This window comes from Dorea sp. AGR2135, from assembly GCF_000420885.1.
In the GTDB taxonomy this organism is placed as follows: domain Bacteria; phylum Bacillota; class Clostridia; order Lachnospirales; family Lachnospiraceae; genus Dorea; species Dorea formicigenerans.
The window spans coordinates 26,770-46,936 of record NZ_ATVU01000007.1; the positions used below are offsets into that span (position 1 = coordinate 26,770).

The window sequence follows — 20,167 nt, forward strand, 5'->3', positions numbered from 1 at the left end:
GATCATGGAGGTCATTATGAATAAAAATCAAAAAGACGGCAATTTTGAAGAAAACCTTGGCTCCCGCGTGAAGAAATTACGCCAGGAGATGAATCTGACACAGGCAGAGGTCGCAGATGCCCTGCACGTAACACCAGGATATATCAGCAACGTAGAGAACAATCGTACAGCAATGTCTCTTCGTATCCTGATCTATTATGCAAAGCTTATGAATACAACACTGGATTCTCTTGTTGGTTCTCTGGAGCCTGCTTATAAAGAGAACGCTCTGGACAATGAAGTTATGCATCTTGTAGCTCAGATGAATGATCTGGAAAAACAGAAATTAATCAATACATTAAGAATCTGGATTTAATTTATACTTATTGATTTTATAAGATGCCAGCAATCTGTGTTTTTATCACGCAGATTAACCTGGCATCTTTTTTTATTGCAATAAGTTCAAGTCGAACATCCGTGAGACTTGGCGCATGATTCTGGTCAGCAAAGCTGACATATTCCTATCAGAATCACTGCGCATCCTCGCGGAGCGTTTATCTCAGTCGGAGATTGGACTCCCACTGAGACAAATTTGCTACTACTCACCACCTGAAGAGGTGGGGGTCTTCTCGACTGAGATAAATAATATATAAAACCAACCGGGTATTCTTCATGAATTGAGTTATTTTCGTGATAGCTGCGAGCATAGTCTGTGTGATTATACACTGTTTGAACCGATTTATCGGTGAGTTTGTATAATCTCACAGAAATAAGCGGCGCAGCAGTTATAGAAAATAAGCTCATCATGAAGAATACCCGGCTGGTCTTTTTATAAATTTATTTCATTGCTTCTTTAATTGCACTTAACAGTTCATCATATGTTTCATATGCCGGGATCTGTGGATAGTCTGCTTTAATCTTATCGGTACTTCTAAATAAAAATCCAGCTTTACTAGCCTGAATCATGCCAAGGTCATTATAAGAATCTCCACTTGCGATTGTGTCAAATCCGATAGACTGCAGTGCTTTGACTGTACTGAGTTTCGACTGTTCTACACGCATCTTGAATCCGGTAATCTCTCCATCTTCCGCAACCTCCAGTGTGTTACAGAACAATGTAGGCCATCCTAATTTCTCCATCAGTGGTGTTGCAAACTGTGTAAATGTATCACTGATAAGAATCACCTGACTAAATGTACGGAGCTCATCTAAAAACTCTTTTGCTCCCGGAAGCGGATCGATCTTGGCGATTGTCTCTTGAATTTCCTTCAATCCAAGACCATGCTCCTTTAAAATACCAAGACGCCATTTCATAAGTTTGTCATAATCAGGCTCATCTCTTGTTGTCTTCTTAAGTTCCGGAATATTACTTGCCTTGGCAAAAGCAATCCAAATTTCCGGTACTAATACTCCTTCTACGTCTAAACATGTGATATCCATCATTCTTTCCTCCTCTTTATATGTCATAAGATGATGTTGAGTACAAAAGCCTTCCATTATATTTTTTTACTCTACACCTTGTGATACCTTGAAATCGCACGAAGCACCTTCTCCATCTCAAATGGCTTCGCCAGATGCTCATTCATACCGGCATTTTTTGCTTTCTGAATATCGTCAGCAAATGCATTTGCTGAAATTGCAATAATCGGTACAGTTGCACCCCGTGGGTGAGTGCATGTACGGATTCTTCTGGTCGCTTCAAGACCGTCCATGACCGGCATCATAATATCCATCAGAATCAGGTCAATCTCCTGTTCCCCTGATTGTTCAAAGATATCCAGTGCCTCCTGTCCATTTTTTGCAGCTGTTACCTGTACTCCTGATTCTTCCAGAAGATACCGGGCAATTTCCAGATTCAGCTCATTGTCTTCTACAAGCAATACGTGCATACCTTCCACATTGGACATCTCCGCCTCTGACTGTACACTTACATTTTCAAAACCCCTGTCAATTGCAAATGGAAGAACTAATATAAATGTACTTCCTACATCCTTTTTACTCTTTATCTTAATCGTGCCACCCAAAGTATCCACTAGCTTCTTTGAAATTGCCATACCAAGACCGGTTCCTCGGTAAACGGTACGAGCTCCTGTATCTTCCTGTGTAAATGTTTCAAAAATATGTTTCTGAAATTCTTCACTCATGCCAATTCCAGTATCTGAGACAGAGAATCGATACACTACATCATCTTCTGTCCGTGATACCATATCTACACGAAGCGTGATCTTACCATGGATTTTATTATATTTTACTGCATTACTAAGGATATTTGCAAATATCTGACGGAAATGCATCGGACTTCCCACTACATGTGGACATTCAATTTCTGACACTCCGATCTTTTCCAGCTCCAGTCCCATTTTCTCTGCCTGGGATTCCAGATCTGTCCAACAGCCTCTAAGTACTTCCCGGATATCAAATGGCTTATGTTCTACTTCCAGCCCGCTTGTCTCCAATCTGTTCATATCCAGCACATCGTTTACAAGCTGCAAAAGATTACCTGCTGTCATTTTCATTTTTTCATGGCATTCTTTCAATCTTTCTGGAGCATCCCAGTTTTTCTCTTCAATATCCAGCATACCCATGATGCCATTGATCGGAGTCCGGATATCATGGGACATTTTCCGAAGGAATTCTGCCTTGGCATCATTAGCAATTCTTGCCTCTTTCAATGCCTTAACCAGCTCTTGCTGATAAGCCAGCTCTTTCTGCTTATAATCATCAATAATCTGCGTCACATACAGCACTTCTGTTACGGATTCTGTCGGAACTTTCTCCTGCGCGATAAATAATGCACATCTCCAGATTCCCTGCTTATTCGGATATTCCCGGCTGACAAAGTTCTTCTCTTTTAACCGTTCCCCCAGTGTTGACAAGTCAAAGAACTTTCGCATTTCTTCCTGATAATCTTCATGAATCTGAAATGTACAAAATTCCATCAGCTTTTCAGATGCAATTCCTCTGTCATTTGCAATTTTGTACATTTTATTTGGTTCAGAAATCTGCTCCATATAATCTGTGTTCAGATTTATATTATAGATTGCATAATAAATCTCACTTGTTGCAGCTTTTAGACTTCGAAATCGCATTTCCCGCTCGATGTTCTTAGTAATATCCTGATGATAACCACGTATGCAGACTCCGATTCTCTCATAATCTTTCGGCCGCACTCCTCCACATCGGATCCAGATTTTTCCACGAGTCGGATGGTGCCACGGATAAATGACGTCAGCATATCCTTTTTCCAAAGTTTCTTTCACACAGTTGTCCACTTTTTCCGTATATTCCGATGGAATATTGTCTCTCCATATACGGTAACATTCCTCACTTGTGGTACCTTTCGTCAGCCCCAGAAGCTCACGCATATTTGCATCGGCCTCCATCACCGGTTCTTTTCCCTCTTGCCTGATAATCGACCAGATACCAATCTGTGCTCCGCAAAAGATTTCTTCTATATTCCTGCGGTATTTCTGCCTGGACTTGATAGATGCCATCTCAAGCTTTGTACATTCTTTCTTATAAGCATCAACTACTACTCCGATATGATAGCCCAACAGGGAAAGCAGCCTTCGGATCAGTCTGGATTTCTTCATATCCGGATTATCCACGCCCACAAAACCCATTAATTTTCCGTGGATAGAAATGGGAAAGGCAATCAGCGTCTGAACATTCTGGAACTTTAAAAGTCCGTATTCCTGGGACATCTCCGCTTTGATATCCTCCAGTTCCTCCATCAGGATATTTTCCCCCTGCAGGAACAGATGTATCCAGTTTGGCATACTCTCGAAAGGAATTCCTTTCAGATTATCAATCTGTGGTGTCACCCCTTCTTTGCACCATTCATATGTATTGGTTGTTGTATAGTCTTCATTAATTTCAAATACATAGGCACGGTCTGCGCATGTATACTCACCGACTTCACGTAACACGGTATTGATTCCATCGTCGATCAGCTCTGTACTGCTAAGACTTGTAATCTGCTCGATCATAAATCGTTCCGCTTCCAGTTCTGCGCTTAACTTTCCATTTTCATACAATAATTCCGCTATTGTATGGTTCTCTGTCAGACTCATAAGGCCACCTCTTTTCTTATCTGGTTATCTGTTTTTATCTGTCTGCACGTGGTCTTTCTTTTCTCATAGGCCGTATTCTCTCTTACTTTTATGAAATAGTAAGCTCTTCCAACATCTGTCGTACGGTCTTTCCATTTCCCGGGTGCCGTTTGTATGGTGCGATTTCCTCCAAAGGCTCCAGTACAAAAGAACGTTTATGCATTTCAACATGGGGAATGCATAAGTCATCCTCCTGACTGATCAGATCGTCATAGAAAATGATATCCAGATCCAGCGTTCTTGGTCCCCAGTGAATGATCCGCTCTCTTCCGGCTTCCTTTTCAATCCGGTTCAGTTCTCTAAGGAGTTCCTTCGGATAATAAAGAGTTTTCATTCTCAGACAGCCATTCAGAAAATCCGGCTGGTCTGTCACACCGTACGGTGGGGTTGTAATAAATCCGGACACTTTTTCTACTTTGCTTGCAGGAAGCGCGTCAATTGCTGCCACTGCATCGTCCAGAATCTGTTTGCTGTCTCCCATATTAGATCCGAGGGCAATGTAAGCCGTGTGCCAGCTTCTTGTGATTCTAACGCTGACCGTTTTAAGCGGAAGTCCTACCGGTGCCCATGGTTTCTGAATCTCCAGTGTTACTTTTTCAAGCCCGTCAAACTTCTGAAGCATATCTTCCACCAGTTCTTCGGCCACTCGCTCCAGTAATTTGTATGTATGTGATTTTACAAATTCTGTAATAAATGCACTGACTTCTCCGTAATGGATCGATGCCGTCAGCTCATCGGTCTTTCCGGCTTTTCTTGTGTCTGTATAAAGTGTTGCGGACACGATGAACTTCTGTCCCAGTACATTTTCTTCTGGAAATACGCCGTGATTTGCGAATATTTCCAGACCTTCAATTTTAATCTGATCTAATTCCATCCTCTATACCTCATGGTCACGCATAAGCGCTTTTGTCATCTGAATGGCTCTCTTATTCTTCTTTACATCATGGACACGCACAAATGCACTGCCTTTTTGAACACCGTATACCGTCGTCACGAGTGTTCCTTCTTCCCGCTGATCGACTGGCAGATCCAGTGTCAGACCAATGACGGATTTTCTGGAAGTTCCAAGAAGGATTGGGTAATTGAGCTTCTGCATGATTTCTAATTTGTCAATAATCTCCAGATTCATCTCGTAAGTCTTTCCGAATCCAACTCCCGGATCCAGAATAATCTTATCATCTGCAATCCCTGCCGCCTTTGCCAGACGTATACACTCCCGCATATCCTCCATAAAATCATCCAGGAAATTGCTATATTCTGTATTGTCACGGTTGTGCATCAGGCAGCAGGCAACGTTATATTTTGCAATGACATCTGCAATCTTCTTGTCGTATTTCAATCCCCAGATGTCATTCACAAGATCTGCTCCTGCCTGAACTGCTGCTTCCGCCACCTTACTTTTATAAGTATCAATGGAAATTGGCACATCAAACTCTTTTTTCAGTTTCTCAATGATCGGAGTCACTCTTGCAATTTCTTCCTCATCCGTGATCATTATATGTCCCGGTCTTGTAGACTCGCCTCCTACATCAATGATGTCTGCGCCGTCCTCGACCATCTGTCTTGCATGCTCCATTGCCTGATCCATGCCATTATATTTTCCACCATCAGAAAAGGAATCCGGTGTTACATTCAAGATTCCCATAACATAAGTTTCATGCTCTACGTCAAATTTCTTTCCGCCAATAATCATATCTTTATCTCCATATTCTTCTCTTCTTCGCTCCAATTGCACTGCTCTTTTACCGGACACGCAAAACAATTTCTGGAACGCTTGTCACACTCATAAAAAAGTCTTGCCACCTCCGACATGCCGTTACATTTTCTGCGGTGTCCGCGCACAGCTTCTAATATCCATGCCCGTTCCGCCTCTGAAAATGCATCCTTTTCCGAAAGTGTATCTAAAATCTCGCCTGCGATCTTCTCACCTGCAATTTCGTGAGGAATCTTGTACGTGTACTGCAAAGCTTTTCCAATGTCATGTAAAATTGCTGCTGTGTAAATTAACTCCTTATCAATGCCAAGACCTGCTTCCAGATTCTTAATATACGCAATCCGTGCTACATCCAAAAGGTGTGTGATCTGGTGACAACAAAATTCACGGTCATGCTCAATTTTTTCATTTTCCCGGTAATACTTCTGATAAAGTGGATGATTCCAGACTGCATTGAGGCGCGGCATCTCTATATACTTTTCCATCAGCATCGCTATCTCTCCAACATGCGGAAAAATCGTTCTTCCAGTGCCGGGTCTGTCTCGAAGACTCCACGTCTTGCCAGCGTCACTGTCTGGCTTCCCGGCTTCTTGATTCCGCGCATAGTCATGCACATATGCTCCGCCTCGATCATTACGATTGCGCCTTTTGCTTGCATATGCTCCATCAGCGCATCGGCAATCTGTCTCGTCAACTGCTCCTGAAGCTGCAGTCTTCTTGCAAATACTTCTACTGTTCTTGCAAGCTTGCTCAGTCCTACGACTTTTCCATCCGGGATATATCCGATATGTACTTTTCCGTAAAATGGCAGCAGGTGGTGTTCGCACGTGGAGTAAAATGTAATATCTTTTTCTACAACCATCTCACTGCTGTCTACTGTAAATGTCCTGGACAAATGTGTTGCTGCATCTTCTTCCATGCCGCCGTATATCTCTTCATACATTCTTGCAATCCGGTCCGGAGTGTCAATAAGCCCCTCCCGGTTCACATCTTCACCTATTCCTTCTAATAAAAGCCGAACTGCCTGTTCTACTTTTTCATGATCTATCATTTTTATTCGCTCTTTTCTATTTTTCTATTTTCTTCCACAATCCGCTTCACTTCTCCCAGATAAGAAAGTGAACCACATGCGATGATTACCTGATTATTCATTCCTGCACCACATGCTACTGTCGCTGATTCCACCGCCGACTGAATACTGTCTTTTGCTTCTACTTCTTCGCAATATTTTCTGGCACAGTCCGCAAGTTTCCCGGCACTTAAGCTTCTGGCTTTGTTCGGAAGTTCTACAGTGTAAACCTTCTTTGCCAGCGAGCACAGGATACTTGTAATCTTTTCATACTCCTTATCCTGAAATACTCCCATAATAAGCTGGATTTCCTTTCCTTTAAAGTATCGCTCAATGGATGTTCTCAGTTTGATCGCAGCGTCCTCATTATGTGCTCCGTCTATGATAAAAACCGGATTCTTTCTAAGGCAGGTAAATCTGCCTTCCCACACGGTTTTTGCAAGCCCGTCCCGCACTGCTTCATCCGGAATCTCATATCCAAGCGTTCTTAACTGCTTTACAATCTCAAGCGCTGTGGCAAGATTCTCTCTCTGGCACTGCCCCGCAAGATTTGAATGCATCTTTTCAAACTCTTTATAAGAAAATGTGATTCCATCGTAACTGTCCGTCAGAATTTCCATTTTCTCTGGCTCCGCCTCTACATAAGAGCAGTTCTTCTCTTCTGCTTTTTTCTTCAGGACATTTCTCACAACGTCTGTCTGTCTCGCGGATACTACCGCACAACCAGGTTTGATAATGCCCGACTTCGTCCGGGCAATCTCCTCCAGCGTATCTCCAATCACACCAAGATGATCGACGCTGATGGTTGCAAATGCTGCACAGATGGTGTTCTTCACAATATTCGTCGCGTCCGTCTCACCGCCAAGTCCGGTCTCAAGTACAACCATGTCGCAATGCATTTTCCGAAAATACAAAAAAGCCATTGCCGTCTCTGCTTCAAATAACGTCGGGAGAGGTTCTCCCTTTGCTTTCAGACTGGCAATCGCTTCCTTTATCTTCTCTACACTCTGTGCAAAATCCGATTCCGAGATCCATGTTCCGTCCACCTGGATCTTCTCCAGATAAGACATAACGGTCGGAGAAACATATCGCCCGGTTCTGCAGCCAGCCTCACTTAATATAGTCGAAGTGTACGCAAGCACAGAGCCCTTGCCATTCGTTCCTGCAATATGTATGAACTTAAGATCGTCCTGTGGATCACCAAGCTCATGCAACAGACCTCGAATCGTATCTAAGCCAAGTACACTTCCGTATTTCGACATTTCGTCCAAATATACCCTTGCTTCTTTGTAGGTCACGTTTTTTAGTTCCCTTCTTTTTTATATAATTTACTATGATATTCACATATTAGACTTATCATACCACTGTAAGCGCAGGATAACAAGCGAATCTTTTCGAAAAAATATACCATAACTTTTTCCATCTGTAATGGTATATTTCATCATCTCAAGATTCCCGAATATCGGATCAGTGTAAGAATCACCTGCACTGCAAAAATCGCCGGAATCCCGTATCGGAATTCATTCTTTCTCGTTTTGTGGTGGAATACATGCATTCCAATCCACGCTCCAATCGAGCCGCCAATGCATGCGAACCCAAGAAGTGTCTTCTCACTGGTACGCCACTCGTCATTCTTCGCTTTCCATTTGTCCTGACCAAATGCCAGAAATGTAATGATATTTATAACACAAAGATAAATGATAAAATTTTTGTTCATGTTTTTTATAAAAAGACGAAATTCCAAAATTCCGTCCCCTTTTACCTCTCGTAATTCTTATCTTTTTTTATTATTTTACCACATGTTCCGTAATCTTTTCAAACAAGATTTCACCATCTCATGGCTTCTAATGGCTTGAAAATGTGTTTTGCTTTTATTAGAAAGAATCAGACAATAAAAAATCGGAAAGATGTACAATCTTAATTCCATTTTCAATTCCCTTATCCATCTCATTTAAAGTTACCACATATTTCGGATAATGATCTCGGATTGCCATCAAGTTTCCCACTTCTCTGTCTGAATTCTGTGGAATCTGCACACACACTTGAACATATATTTTTTCTTCTCTCCGAATCGCCACAAAATCAATTTCTTTCGTATCATTTTTTCCTACAAATACTTCGTATCCGCGTCGTTTTAATTCAAGAAAAACAATATTTTCCACTACCCCATCTAACATTTTCCGGTTGTACCCAAGAAGCGAATACTTCAAAGAAACATCGGAAAGATAATACTTTTCCTGGGTTTTTAAGATATTTTTCTCTTGTAAGTCATAACGGGCACATGGATATATAATAAATGCCTGTTCCAGCCAACGTAAATAATTGTAAACGCTTTCTACAGAAATTTTCCGGTGCTCACTTTTCAAAAAATTGGAAATCGAGTTTGCTGAAAATGTTTTTCCTACATTTTCAATAATATATTTTACTACCCTGTCAAATAGATCCTGTTTGTTAATCCGATGGCGTTTCACAATATCGCGGGAAACCACCGTGTAATAAATTCCATTTACTATCTGATACGCCTGCTGCGATTCATATTCTCCAAGAGCAATGATCGGAAATCCCCCAAAGCGAATATACTCTTCCAGCAGCTCTGTTTTTGACTTGTCGCTTTCTTTTTTAAATTCCAGATATTCTTTATAAGATAAGGTGAAAACCGGAATTTGTATATAACGTCCGGTCAGATAGGTTGAACTCTCGCTTGACATTAACTTGGAATTAGAACCGGTTATATAAATATCTGCCTTTCCGGCTTCGAATAAATTATTAATTGCCTTCTCCCAGCCTGGCACTTCTTGTATTTCATCTAACAGAAAATAACAGTATTCCTTCACACCTATATCTTCTGCCAATTCATCATACATCTGCTTTGCAGTTATACTCTCCGGTATATCCATATCCGTATACCGTTTCTCTATAATATGATCTTGTGAGACACCCTCTCTTATAAGTTCTTCTTTAAACATTTGAAAAATTGTAGATTTTCCACAACGCCGCACACCTGTCAGTATTTTTACAAGAGGTTTATCTTTAAACGCTTTTAATGCATCCATATAATCTGGTCTGTAAATCATAGAACGCCTCCTTTTTCCATGTTTAATGTTTCTATATTATATATTACCTAAATTCCATTATGTATTCAACAGTTTTTAAGATTAAACCTTAAAAACTATATTATTATTCACATTTTTTCAGGTGATATAGAAATTAATTTAATACATATGTGGTTATAAAATTCCCCTTCCCAGATGCATGACACCTGAGAGGGGGATAAAATCTTTTGATATCTGTACCGATACGCCCTTTTGTTATTTATTTTTTCTTCTTATAACCGTCACACTGATCACAGCTGCTGCTGCAATTGCTGCCAGTGCATAAAGCATCGGTCTTGCTTCGTCTCCTGTGACTGCTGCTATCTGGTTTTTCAGCTTATTTAACGGTGTCTTTTTTTCTGATTCATGTCCCTTTCCAGTGTCCGGTGTTCCTTTATTCGGATCTTTATCCTTATCTGGATTTTTTCCCGGATCTTTATCCTTATCTGGGTCTTTGCTTTCGCCGCCGCTGGTATCTTCTGCTGTCTCAATGACCAGTGTCATATCCTCGCAGACTTCTTCCAGTGTCAGATATCCGTCCTGGAACTGTTCCGTAACGTCTTCCCCGTTCAGAAGAATCCTTGAAACCTTCCATCCTTCTTCCGGTGTGATCCGTATCTTCGGCTCGGCAAAACGATCCACAACAAAGTTATCTATGTTGCCTTCTATCTGATCTTCTTCCCCTTCTATCACTACATCTGCGTGACTTTTTTCCACACGGATATTATGGGAGTCCGGCACGGTTGTACGGATGGTGCTCTGGGAATTCGATGAGCTTCCTGCATCTGCTGCCAGAACGGACATGGTCATAAAAAACATCGCTGCGATTGCAGCCAGCATAGTCATCACTGTCACAAACACTGCCGTTGTAATGCGGACAGTCTTTTTATCCACAATGATATCCAAATTTTCTGTCTTTTTTCTCATATACACGCCCCCTTACTCACTTTTGTCCACGTATGATATCGTAAATGTCACCGTATCTGCGTACTCTCCGGCTGCCGCCTTCTTCCAGTCTTCTTTTTTAATCGCGATAGTAAGAGGTGTCTCTTCCCCGGCTTTTGTATACTGCGCTGATGTAAATGGCCGGCTTCCCGCCTCATCCTGCGCCAGAATCTGATAAGGAATCACTGCCTTTGAATTGTTGGAATTCTTTAAGTTAAGATCAGATAGCAATGACACCTGGATACATTTTCCATCCTCAATCTGCGCCTGCTCTACTACAATATTCCCGTAAGAGGTTTCTGTCTCATTAAACCGCATGCTTGTATCTACCGGAATCGTCACCTGGTAAGCCGGGTCCACATGATAACTGACTGTCGCGCTTCCCGCCGTCTGGGTGGTGGCTGCATAGATTGGATTTTCTGCACATATTAACAGCACCGGATTCAGTAGTGCGAAAAGAATTCCTGTTCTTATACTTCTCTTTTTCATCGTTCTCCCTCCCGTTACTGTGCAATGATTGTCGTCTCTACATTTGCCCCGTTCATAGTCGAGCCATCGGCGAGTGATGCTGTCGTAATCTTGATGGTCGCCGGATATTCTCCCGCTGCAAGTACCTTCTCTAATGTCACCTCTGTAATCGCCTTCCCCGGCTCCACCATCTTCGATGTGTAAATCGTCTCATCTGTGTCGTTAAGCACGATTTCAAATGTAAAGTAACATGGATTTCCTTCCGGATTCATCAGGTTCATCTGCACGTCTTTTTTGTCTGCCTCGATTGTAATGGACGGATAGCCCGGTATCCGGATTCCTGTCGGCTTTTCCCCGGTATCGTCTGCCGTCTGGGTCTTCGCATTTGGATCCAGATCCGGCGTAAAAGCCGAATCTGAACCTCCTTTCCATTTCAGGAAATAAATTAATCCTGCAATGATGACTGCACACAGACAAATGATAATGATGATAAGTATTTTATTTTTTCCTGCCTTTTCTCTCATCTGCTCTCCCCCCTCTTATCTGAAAAATACATACATACTCAGACTACTAAGATCGTATTCATCTCTTTTATTTCCGTGAGCGTCAAATTCCAATGTCAGGCTGTCTACATCAATTTTACCGTCAACCATCAGATAGTAATCGCATATTCTCATCTTACCATTATTCTTATTCAGATCCTCGGTGTGAACTTGCCAGTCATTATGATCTTTATTGTCAGATCTTGTATGATAAGAAATCTTAAGATCCGAATAACCATCTTTGATTTTATTAGTCCTGTACAGCACCATAACCTCCATAGATGAGTAATTCTGGTGGATCGCATCGTAGGAAAGATTGGTCATATTCATATGATAAACTGCCGGATCCTGTCCAGTATCTCCGGTTGTCGGCACTTTCGTCTGATTTCCGTCTACATAGAAAGTAAATTTTGCAGTCTTGCCATCATCATCTACCCGGTAAGTGTTTCCATAATCCGATGGTTTGTAAAGATAATAAGAATTCGCTTTCCAGCTTGCGTATAAGGTAATATTTTTTGCGTCCTGAAGCTGCAGCTCTTTCGTACTCATGTCAAATGCTGTGTTGGCTCCTTCTTTTTTCCAGCCTTTGAACTCCCAGCCGTAACGAGTCGGATCTGACGGGAACTGGTACTTATCACCGTATTTGGTCTTTCTAACTGTCTTCGCTCTTCCGTCACCATAGTCAAATGTAACATTGTACACATTTGCCTCCCATTCCGGATAGAGTGTCACAACGCCTCCATTCACATCGGTCAGCTTCGACACCTTCTGTCGGTCAGAGTAATAAGTCTTCTTGCCCTTCTTATCCACGGTGTACCATCTCTTAAAGGAGTGGCCTTTGCATGTAAATCCGCATTTTGGAAGTGTTACATTTTCCGTGTAATTGACCGTCTTGGCTGCCATGGAACCTTTTGCCTCCGTACCGCTTAAGATAAATGTAATCTGATATGTATTCTCTCTCCAGTTCGCCTTATACTCCCGTTTTTCTATAGAGCCCTGTTTTACAGACACATTGTCACTTACTCCTGTAATTTCGGTTCCACTCCAGCCTGTAAATGTATATCCGGCGCGGACTGGATTTTTCAGTTTAAATACGGTGGTGTCCACGTTGTAAGTCGTCGGATTCTTCTCCCCGGACTTCATGCTTCCGCCATTTAAGTCATAAGTAATCTGGTATGTCTCCCGCTCCCATATTGCTGTGTAAATATGACTTTCTGCCGGCATAGTCGTCGGAAGGTTATCGACTTTCTTGCCATTCTTACTCCAGTTTTTGAAAATGTATCCTTTTCTTGTCGGATTTTCTGGTGTATTTATCTTGTCACCATAATTTCCTTTGATTGGCTCAATCGTTGTTCCTCCGCCTGTCTTGAACTGAAGTGTGTATTCCATCTTCAGCCACTGTGCCTTATAGGTAAGGTCTTTATCCGGTATCGTCATTTCAACGTCTTCGTCCCAGCCAAGGAACTGGTATCCGGTTCTTGCCGGCGCTTTCGGCACTGTGATATTCGCACCATAGCGTCCGGTCACGACAATCTTACTGTCGTCCTCGCCCTTTTCTGCAGCGAATGTTCCGGAATTTGCGTCAAATGTGACTGTATGTACCTTTCTCTTATAGTAGTACTTCACTGTCGTCTGTCCGTCTCCGGAAATGGTAACTTTCTCTGTCTTTGGTTCCTCGAAGCCTTTATATTTCATGACTTCTGGTGTCACTTCGCTATCCACAGCCGCCCGTGCATGACTGCTTTCTTTCAGCGTATAACCATCACCTTGTACATTTTGCTGATAATGTTCTACTACATAGTTGACAATGTTTGCTTCCCATTTTGCATAGAGTGTCAGATCCTGATCCGGCATATTCGCTTTGTACTCTTTCGTACATTTTGCATCTGTATACCAGCCTGCAAATGCATAACCGGCTCTTGTCGGCTTCGGTATGGACATTTCATATCTTGCTTCTACCGTCTTATCTGTCTTACCATCGTAGTTCTTAAGCGTCAGCGTATGCACATTTCTTGTGTAACGGTAAATGACCGTTGTTCTTCCATCACCTTCGACTGTCACCTGCTGTTTCTTCGGTGCTGTAAATCCATCAAAGTTCTTTACTTCCGGTGTGACAACCGTATCCGTATCGGCATTGAAGTTCTCCTGTGCTCCCAACGAATATCCGTCATCATTGGCATTTTGCAGACAATGCTTGATTGTGTAGTTTACACTCTGCACATCCCATTTTGCATAAAGTGTGATGTCACGTGCCGGAACCACTCCGTCAAATGCTTTTTTAAACTCTGCGTCTGTATACCAGCCTGCAAATACATAACCGGCACGATATGGTTTTTCCTCCCATTTCTCACCATATGCAAGTTCTTTTGTCTCGCTGTCATTACCGTTATTGTAATGGATCGTTACCTGATGGCGGTCACGCGTATATTTGTAATCTACATACGTAACCTCTCCATCGTCTACCACATCATAGCTAACCGGCTTTGGTGCTGTAAATCCTTCATACGCTTTTACTGCCAGCGTAAGATGTTCTCCTGTTTTAGCTGTGACAGTTTCTGTCTCTGCCAGATCATACTGCTCTGAATTGCCAATAGACTGTTGATAATGTCTCACCTGATAAGTCTTCATTCCGGCTTCCCATTTTGCATAGAGTGTCAGGTCATGTGCCGGCATGGTCGTCTGTACGTACGGCTGTGTCAGTGCTTCGTCCGTGTACCAGCCTGCAAATGCATAGCCTGTCCGCGACGGAGTATTTGTAATATCTGCCTCATAGCGGACTTTTGAAGTCTTGTTATCTTCTCCATTGTTCAGGACATAAGTCAGATTGTAGCTGTTCCGCTTATAGTGATACCAGATATCCGGTCCGCCCCAGCCATTTACCTGTCCTGTTTTGGCCTCCGGTGAAGTAAATCCTTCATATTGTTTTGGCTGCGGAGTCACTTCTGATTCTGTCAGGCCGCTTAATACTTCTTCGTCCGTTAGTCCAAAGTAAGAACCATCTACAGATTCTTTATAATGATAGACAGTATAGCTGCTCATCACCGGTGTCTGTTTTGCATAGAGCGTCAGATCTTTGTCCGGCATGGTTCCATCGAATCGATTCTTGAAATCCTTATCTGTATACCAGCCTTCAAAGAGATATCCTTCCCGGATCGCTACTTCTGTAATTGCCGCACCAAATGGCATTCCGAATCCTTCCATATTATTTTCATCGACCCCGCGGTCTACCAGCTTCAGCTTATGGATATTTCTCGCATACTTGTATTCAATAACTGTGTTGCCGTTTCCGTCCACTGCCACGGTCTGTGTTTCCGGTGAAGTAAAGCCTTCGTAACGCTTCACGTCCGGCGTCACTTTATCTTCCGGATATGCCGCAAAGACTTCCTCTTCATATAAGATATATGAATTTTCTTCCTCAACCGGTTTATCTAAGTCCGGATACTCTTCTTTATCTCCACCCGGATTTTCTTTTTCTGCATCTGGTAATTTTTCCATTAGATGCCGGACTGTATAGTTGACTTTCTGCTTCTCCCATTTTGCATAGACCGTCATATCTTTTGCCGGCATCGTCTGGCCAAATGCGTTCTCACATGCCTCGTCTGTATACCATCCTTCAAATACATAGCCTTTTCTTGTCGGCATCGGTGATGCAATCTTGTCACCATATCTTGCCGTCACTTCTGTCTGGTCTGATTCTCCGCCTTTTGCATCGAAGGTCAGTTTGTACTCATTCAGATCATAGTACACTTTCAGTACAAGACTGCCATCTGCCTTGATCGTTCCCTTCGGCAGTTCACCTTTTAAGTGATAGACTTTCTCGTCAAAATCTGCTGCTTTTGCTGTGACTTCCTCTCCCATCTGTCCGGTCAGAGCTGCAGTCTCACTTAAGCTGTATCCGCTGTTATCCGTATTCTGCACGTAGTATTTCACGGTATAAGTAATGCCTTCCAGTGCTTTCCATTTTGCAATGTAGGTCTTATTCTCAGATGGAACTTTCTTTGGAACCCCAGCGCCTTCTTCGTCCTCCCAGCCAAGGAATTCATATCCCGGTCTGTAGACTGCCGGTGTCGGCATCATGGTTCCATATCGGTAATTTCCGTCTGCGATCACTTCTGTCTCCGTTCCATTCTCCGTCTCTTTTTCGGACTTGAATGTCTGTGTATATTTATTTCTTGCATAATAGTAATTGATGACCAGGCTGCCGTCTGCTTTTACAGTCTCCGTAAGCTGCGGCGGTGTTACAAATCCCTCCCGCTCTTTTGGAACCGGGCTTACTTCCTCTTCCGTCCTGCCACTCATTTTGACCGGAGTCTGTGCTTCATAGGTTCCATTTGTTCCTTCTATATAATCTACGACTGTATAACCCACATCGGCTGCTTCCCATTTTGCATAGACAAGTCTGTCTTCTTCCGGCATGGTTTCCGGAATTGTGTATGGAATGGTGAGATCCATGTCCTCATACCAGCCGGCAAATGTGTATCCGAGTCTTATCGGATCTTCCGGCCTCTTGATCTCTGCGTTATATTTTCCGGTAATTGCATCGACGAAAGATCCGCCATTACTCTGGAATGCAATATAGTAACCATCTCGCAGGCGGTCCCAGTGAAGCTTGATCTTTCTTGCACATGGCTTCGTATTAAAGGTACCTTCCTGGTTTTTCCATGTAATGATCATCTCGCCGTCCTGCTCCGGCTCATCACCTGGATTTACACGGATAATATTGGTCGCCGGATCATACGTAAACGCACTGTTCGTCATGGAAATGTTGAAATACTTTGTATCATCTTCGTAAATCTTCTCGTAATATTTTCCGTCGTCCAGTCCGGTCTTCATATCCATGTACTGCATCTTGAAATATTCATCCGGGATCTGAACCGACTGAATCTCTCGCTTCATATTAATCTCGGCAACCTTATTCTGGGTATAAGCAAAATCCAGTACATTTTCCAGAACACCTACCTTATAAAGCGGCCACTCATTTTCGTAAAGTGTCGGATTATAGGTAAATGCATTGGACAGTGCCTGTGCCTCGAACTTCACTTCCAGATAAATACCGATTTCCAGATACATAGCTCCCATAGCACGGCTGCTTCGTCCTGCCGATGCCGTATACTTCAATTCGTAGTAGAGGTAACCCCAGACCTGTGCATAACCGCCCACATCCGCCGAGATACCGACACTGGCGATGGACGTTGATAATAATCCCACACGCACCGTCAGTCTCACACCGGCTTTGATGCCAAGAGTTCCCATAGCATATGCCGTAAATTCATACTGCTCCTCTACCAGATCTATCGTATCATTGGTCGCCGTCCGCTCTTTGACCCGTACACAGAAGACATACTCTTTCGCATTCTTATACCAGTACGTCATTCCGATGGAAATGTTCACATTTGCGGAGACAACGAATTCCAGCTTCACCTGAATATCAATGATCAGAAGCACACGGAAATGCTGGTCTACCAGCGGACGCTTGTAGATTTCCACCCAGTCTGCCTCGTCTGCCAGAAGTTCCGAGTACCTTTCTGCCAGAGACTTGGATACGGATATTTCATCTCCGCCACTGACGAGACCTGATGCAGAATTTAGATAATCCTCGCCATTCTCCATCATATTCTTCAGCTCTTCGGTAATCTTGTTGACACCTTTTCGTAATTTCGAACTGGAATCAGATACTGGGTTTCCGGTTTCTGCAGTCTTGAAGTTGACATTCAGTCCGATTCCTGTGTATTCATATAATTCCAAAGATGCCGTTACGCGGTAATCTGCAATGTACGGAATAAATCCCCATGTTTTCCACACGGCTGAACCGTCCACATCGATGGATACTCGCACTTCCTGTTCAAATGTCGCCGTGATCATGATCTCGATGTCTGCGCCCCGGTTCACATGAACTGTAATCGGCACGCCGATCTCCAGTGCAAGCCTTAGTCCACTCACATCTCCGTCAAAATGTTTTAGTGTCGTGCCGAGATTTGCTTTTACCGTCGGTACTCCTAATTCCACACGGGAACCACCTGCCCCGCCTGCGGCTCTTGCCTTTCTCAACTGGCCATAGCCCTGGCTCTGAACCATGATGTCTGCATTCATATCTTCCTTGAGAGATTCCTGAAGCTCCTCAAAAGATTCTGTCTCCATTGCCGCATCGGCAACTCTTTCTGCCACTTCGGATGCAAATCCGCTGTCTACTGCCTGTGTCTCAATATCCTCTTCCAGCGCCTGCACATCGGTATCTTCCAGAAGGTCCTCCCCTTCTACATTTTCCTTCTGGTACACGTCCATAGTCTGGCGCATATCTTCTTCGCTCACAGGCATATAGCTTACTATGTATCTTTCTCCTGATAACAGAACACTCGTAATCTCTCCATAGAGAGACACGGTTCCGCTTCCATTTTCTCCCATTGTACCTGTGTAAAGTGCCAGATAATCGCCCTCATCTACGGTTGTCTCACTGTCCAGATCCATAGCCCGGCTCATAGCATCATCACCAAAGGTCAGGTCACTGACATTAATCGTTACACTGTTATTATCCGGGTCACCGTCCTGATCTTTGTCCCTAGAAAGCGGCAGCACATCCGGCATAAAAAGCACGTCTTCCGGTCTGGAGCCGCGATATGTATACTTGTCCCCATCCGCTCCTGTAATCTCGATAAATGACACATCACTGTTGTCACCAGAGGACATATCCATGGTCGGGATCACATCACCGGAATAAATTGCGACCTGGTCGCCGACTTCTAACTGCTTCTTATAAGTAAATGTTCCTGTCGTATCACTGCCTTCTTCGGTCAGGGAACCGTCTGTTCCAATCGTCATTGCCGCGATTGAAACTTCCTCTACTTTCTTTCCATTTACAGTCAGATTGGAAAGCTCTTTCTTATGAATATACTTGATCTCTTTATTTAACTCTACATTTTTGACTTCTTCGCGGTAGACCGTAAAATCATAGACACGGATCGTCGGGTCAAATCCTGTAAAATATAACGCCTTTTCCTGAAGCTCCAGCTTATAGGCTGCCCCCGGTGTCCATCCGTTCGGATTGCTGATCGTAAATGTATGGTCTGCTCCTTCGGTCACATCTACCGTAACCGTTTCGGAAGAATCTGTCACGTTTTTTATCGTGAAATTTTTCCGCACCTGGTCAGGCGTCATGGCAGCACTTGTATCCGTCATCGGAATCGTAAAATCTGCTGCCACATCATTTGCTCTGGCATAAGTCGCCATGGACACCTCTTCCATCGGCTGGTTGTCTGCATAAGAGGCATACAATGTCACATCACTCAGAAGACGGTCCTTACTGTCCACATATCTGGTGCATGCTTCATCGTAACACCAGCCAAGAAATGTACTGGACTTTTTCACCGGTACCGGCAGATCCTTCAGAACGGTTCCTGCCTGGTACTGCTCCTGTGTTACTGTGATCATCTGATCTGCCTGCTGCGGATTCTTCTTCGTGATAGTCCCGCCATTTGTCTCATATGTAATGTTGTACGCTGTATCCTGAAATGCAATGTCAAAAGTCAGGTGATCTGTATAATCACCTGTATAGTTCGGTTTGTCCAGAATGTTGCAGTCATATTCCTGCTGCTTATGGCTCTCATCTTTCGTAAGACTTGCGACAACCGAACCATTTTCCAGTGCCGAACCACTCTGCGGATTTCTCAGTTCATATGCAAGACTATGTAATCCACTCTTTAATTTCCAGTCATTTTCAGACTGGACTGTCACGCTCACATGATCCTTGTCATATAATCCACCTGCATCCGCTTTTATCGTAAGCTTATCCCCATCCGCATTGACCGTCTGTGGAATATCCACATAGTAGTAGCGTTCCGTCCACTTTGCATAGAGGACAACACTGCCGGAATGATCCGCAGTGCTAAGTGAAGTAACCGGCTCTCCGTTAAACTCCTCATTATCATACCAGCCGGCAAATTCATATCCCGCTTTTGTGATCTGCTCCGCTCCCGGAAGCTCTGTCACCGGCTCATCGTAATTAGACGGAGCCGTGTAACCTTCCGCAAACGTTCCTCCATTTTTCTTATAGTCAATGCCAGATTCCTTCCGCGCATTCGACCCCTGAGACGTTCCTTCCTCCGAATGCATAACCGGATTCTGCGTATTCGCATCTTCAGCAAATGCTGCGACCGGCACTGATGTTGCAAACAGCACCGCACTCAAAATCATACTGACCAGACGTTTCTTCATATGTATTCCCTCCTCATTTTTCCCTCTGAAAACGAGTA

The 20,167-nt window shown here is 43.3% G+C and carries 14 protein-coding genes; 1 reads left to right on the plus strand and 13 read right to left on the minus strand.

The features are described 5' to 3' along the window. The first annotated feature begins 16 nt into the window (after positions 1–16). On the plus strand, positions 17–355 hold the full coding sequence (locus G593_RS0106230; protein WP_005339999.1) for a helix-turn-helix domain-containing protein: 339 nt from the start codon (positions 17–19) through the stop codon (positions 353–355). Positions 356–816: 461 nt separating this feature from the next. Here the strand turns inward: G593_RS0106230 and thrH are convergent, their stop codons facing one another. From thrH to G593_RS0106300, 13 genes are all read right to left on the minus strand, one after another. Next, positions 817–1,419, minus strand: a complete 603-nt coding sequence (gene thrH / locus G593_RS0106235; protein ID WP_005339994.1) for a bifunctional phosphoserine phosphatase/homoserine phosphotransferase ThrH — start codon at positions 1,417–1,419, stop codon at positions 817–819. A gap of 71 nt (positions 1,420–1,490) precedes the next feature. Then, complete coding sequence (locus tag G593_RS0106240) at positions 1,491–4,052, minus strand: response regulator (RefSeq protein ID WP_029731139.1); 2,562 nt, start codon at positions 4,050–4,052, stop codon at positions 1,491–1,493. 88 nt (positions 4,053–4,140) lie between these two features. After that, a complete protein-coding gene (gene folK / locus G593_RS0106245; protein WP_029731140.1) occupies positions 4,141–4,965 on the minus strand; it encodes a 2-amino-4-hydroxy-6-hydroxymethyldihydropteridine diphosphokinase in 825 nt (274 codons plus the stop codon). 3 nt (positions 4,966–4,968) lie between these two features. Then, complete coding sequence (gene folP / locus G593_RS0106250; protein WP_029731141.1) at positions 4,969–5,784, minus strand: dihydropteroate synthase; 816 nt, start codon at positions 5,782–5,784, stop codon at positions 4,969–4,971. Beyond that, positions 5,781–6,296 carry an HD domain-containing protein gene (locus G593_RS0106255; protein ID WP_044994174.1) on the minus strand — a complete coding sequence of 172 codons (516 nt, stop codon included), beginning with the start codon at positions 6,294–6,296 and terminating at the stop codon, positions 5,781–5,783. Before G593_RS0106255 ends, folP begins: the two co-directional genes overlap by 4 nt. Before the next feature lie 2 nt (positions 6,297–6,298). Continuing rightward, positions 6,299–6,856, minus strand: coding sequence for a GTP cyclohydrolase I FolE (gene folE / locus G593_RS0106260; protein ID WP_029731143.1), 558 nt, complete (start codon positions 6,854–6,856; stop codon positions 6,299–6,301). 2 nt (positions 6,857–6,858) lie between these two features. After that, positions 6,859–8,172, minus strand: coding sequence for a bifunctional folylpolyglutamate synthase/dihydrofolate synthase (locus tag G593_RS0106265; protein WP_029731144.1), 1,314 nt, complete (start codon positions 8,170–8,172; stop codon positions 6,859–6,861). 143 nt (positions 8,173–8,315) lie between these two features. Then, the gene (locus G593_RS0106275; protein WP_029731145.1) at positions 8,316–8,618 is read right to left on the minus strand and encodes a DUF1294 domain-containing protein; all 303 of its coding nucleotides are present in this window, start codon (positions 8,616–8,618) and stop codon (positions 8,316–8,318) included. A gap of 130 nt (positions 8,619–8,748) precedes the next feature. After that, positions 8,749–9,948 carry an ATP-binding protein gene (locus G593_RS0106280; RefSeq protein ID WP_029731146.1) on the minus strand — a complete coding sequence of 400 codons (1,200 nt, stop codon included), beginning with the start codon at positions 9,946–9,948 and terminating at the stop codon, positions 8,749–8,751. A 234-nt stretch (positions 9,949–10,182) separates the two neighbouring features. Next, complete coding sequence (locus G593_RS0106285) at positions 10,183–10,893, minus strand: hypothetical protein (RefSeq protein WP_029731147.1); 711 nt, start codon at positions 10,891–10,893, stop codon at positions 10,183–10,185. 12 nt (positions 10,894–10,905) lie between these two features. Continuing rightward, positions 10,906–11,400 (minus strand): hypothetical protein, encoded by a 495-nt coding sequence (locus G593_RS0106290; protein ID WP_029731148.1) that lies wholly within the window; start codon positions 11,398–11,400, stop codon positions 10,906–10,908. A 14-nt stretch (positions 11,401–11,414) separates the two neighbouring features. Beyond that, entirely contained in the window at positions 11,415–11,903 is a 489-nt protein-coding gene (locus G593_RS19015; protein WP_029731149.1) for a hypothetical protein, read from the minus strand. Between the two features lie 15 nt (positions 11,904–11,918). After that, positions 11,919–20,129: an InlB B-repeat-containing protein gene (locus tag G593_RS0106300; protein ID WP_029731150.1), complete on the minus strand. Its 8,211-nt coding sequence runs from the start codon at positions 20,127–20,129 to the stop codon at positions 11,919–11,921. Positions 20,130–20,167: the final 38 nt, after the last annotated feature.